Origin of the sequence: uncultured Thiodictyon sp. (assembly GCF_903946935.1) — a bacterium.
GTDB lineage: Bacteria > Pseudomonadota > Gammaproteobacteria > Chromatiales > Chromatiaceae > Thiodictyon.
Genome location: NZ_CAJAXH010000052.1, coordinates 1 through 2281 on the forward strand (window position 1 = coordinate 1; position 2281 = coordinate 2281).

The following is a 2281-nucleotide window of genomic DNA, read 5'->3' on the forward strand; positions in this document are numbered from 1 at the left end:
GACTGCGGACCCCGGCCGGCGAAGCACGGGTGTCTGGTGTGGGTCGTGAGCTGCCTTCCAACGCCCTCTATAGCGACAGGGCGTCGCTGACCGCACCAGGGTCGGCGTGCAGCGCCCGCCGTCCACTTCACATAAAGAACATTATGGGCCACGATACAGGACGCGACACGGCGGGCGGTGATCGGGATCTCGTCGCCGGTCTTCGGATTGCGCCCGGGGCGCTCCTTCTTCTCGCGTAGTTCGAAATTCCCGAACGAACGTAGGCGCACGTCATTGGCCTGGTCCGGCACGAACCCGGTCGACCGACCTCCCGGCACTGGGTGTCGGGCCTGCAGCGCTTCACCGCAGCCGGGCGTCGAGATCCTTGCTACGGTCGCGGACCTGTCGCTGTTGCGCTCATCCAAACTGGAAGAAAGTCTCATTGGCAGGTTAAGCTCAAAGGGTCGGAACAAAACGGGGCAGGTCGTGCGTCATTCATGGCAGTTACTTGCAATGAATTGTTCGCAGGACAGACCTATTCTGGGTGCCAAGTGCTTTTCCAGCGCTGCCTTGGTAAAGGCGATCTGGTTCAGCCGCAGGGAGACGTCGCGGACGACTTCGTCATAGACCCCGAAGGCGTGGTTTTCCTCCATCCTGATCGAGTTCTCGAACTGAATGTGCTGTGCGCCGGGGGCACCGGAAACCGGGCGGTTGTCACGCGCCATCTTGTCAATCTCGCTCAATCCTGCATCGAGCGCGACCTGCGCCTGCGCCACCTTTTCGCGCAGCAGTTGCGATTCGTCATCATAGCTGCCGGTGATGCTGTCATAGCCGCCCTGCGTGATCGGGCGGTTGCTACGGATTACCTTGCGCGCCTCCTGCATGGCGCCGCTGTAGACCTCGACCTTTTGCTGGTCGCGCCAGATGTCCATCGACTTGACCAAGTTCTTGGCGTTGGACAGCAGATCAAGGACTGGGTGCCTGGCGATCATGACCAGAACGTCGTCGGCGCCGGGAACCACCCAGACCGCGGCAATATCCACCGCCATGCCGGTGGTGCTGCGCACGCTGCTGCGCTCGGCGATCAGGTTGACCTCGGCCGCCTGTTCGCAAGGATCGGGCGCTGCCTGCAGGGCGGCATAAATCTCGTCCACCAGCGGCTCGCTGGCCGGCCGGGCCGGCGGCGTGCCACTTGTCCAGGTGGGATGCCCAAAGGCTTTGACGGCGCGTTCGTAGCCGGCATATTGCTTGTCGTATTCGTCCAGAATGGCATAGATGCGATCACCCACCGGCAGGCAGGCTTTCTCCAGCGTGATGACCTGCTTGCGCAGCTTTGCCCCGGTGGTGTCGGCCGTCGGCGTGGTCGAGGCCCGGGAGGGCTTTGCCGCCTGCGCGACCTTGTCCAGAAGGTTGCTGCCGTCGGCAAGCGGCACACTGGCTGCACAGCCCAGCAGTGTGTTCATATCATAGCCTGTCCAACTGGTGCCCCCCAATGGCCCGATACGCCGGCACGGGCCGCCTGCATCCGCTCCGGCATAGGCGTGGAACCCGCCAGGACACATGCAGTTGTTGAAATCGACACTCGGAGTTATCCCGATGTGATTGAACAGCAGCGTGAGCATGTCCGCATTTAGCTTTGACAGCTCCTGCGCCACCATTTTCCGCTGCCGTTCCTGCACCTGTTCCGGGGTTGCGGGGTCGGCTGCGGCAACGTCCGCAAGTGCGAGCAAGACCGATGCGATAAGGGCGGCACCTGCCACAACCCCTCGCCCGGCGCGGGGCGTGATCCTGTTGGTGTTCATTGGAGGCGGGCTCCCAGTTGTTCGAGGTATTTTGCCGGATCGAAGCCGTCGGCATTTTGCAGGCCCGATCGCTGGCCATCATTCGGCGCGGCTGCGGGCGAGACGCCTGATGGTTGTGCAAGTGTGATCGAATTGAAGATCGCCCATATCCGGACCCGGTCCTTCGCCCAAGAGCCGCGTGGGCCCCATCCCATCACCAACGCCGTCTTGCCCGACAGAACGTCGGGCAGAATGACGGTCAAACCCTGCACGTCATCATCCTCCCCGGCCCAGCTTTGTAAAAGGACCTGCCGACCGGCGATCGTGACCCTTTGGACCGGCGGGGTTGCCTCGATGGGCTGCGGATCACCGATGTAGATTGTGCCTGGCAGAAAACTCGCCTTTCATCACGAATCCCATTCTTCGCCGCCCGGGCATCGGCGAGCGGTTCATGCATTTTGAAGCGTTTGGTAGCGGTCGAACCGCGCAAATAAGATCCAATCTCATTCGGCACAAGCAGC

2 protein-coding genes and 1 pseudogene are annotated in these 2281 nt (G+C 62.2%); all 3 read right to left on the reverse strand.

What is annotated here, in order from left to right; translation table 11 throughout:
* Window positions 1–158: 158 nt before the first annotated feature.
* Window positions 159–269 (reverse strand): annotated as a pseudogene (locus tag QZX93_RS05110) (HU family DNA-binding protein); the annotation flags it as partial.
* 201 nt (window positions 270–470) lie between these two features.
* Window positions 471–1781: a hypothetical protein gene (locus tag QZX93_RS05115; RefSeq protein WP_295393062.1), complete on the reverse strand. Its 1311-nt coding sequence runs from the start codon at window positions 1779–1781 to the stop codon at window positions 471–473.
* A complete protein-coding gene (locus QZX93_RS05120; RefSeq protein ID WP_295393063.1) occupies window positions 1778–2032 on the reverse strand; it encodes a hypothetical protein in 255 nt (84 codons plus the stop codon). The genes QZX93_RS05115 and QZX93_RS05120 overlap by 4 nt, the downstream gene beginning before the upstream one ends.
* Window positions 2033–2281: the final 249 nt, after the last annotated feature.

Excerpts from the sequence above, each read along its gene's own strand:
- QZX93_RS05115 (WP_295393062.1), bottom strand. The coding sequence starts at position 1,781 with ATGAACACCAACAGGATCACGCCCCGCGCCGGGCGAGGGGTTGTGGCA.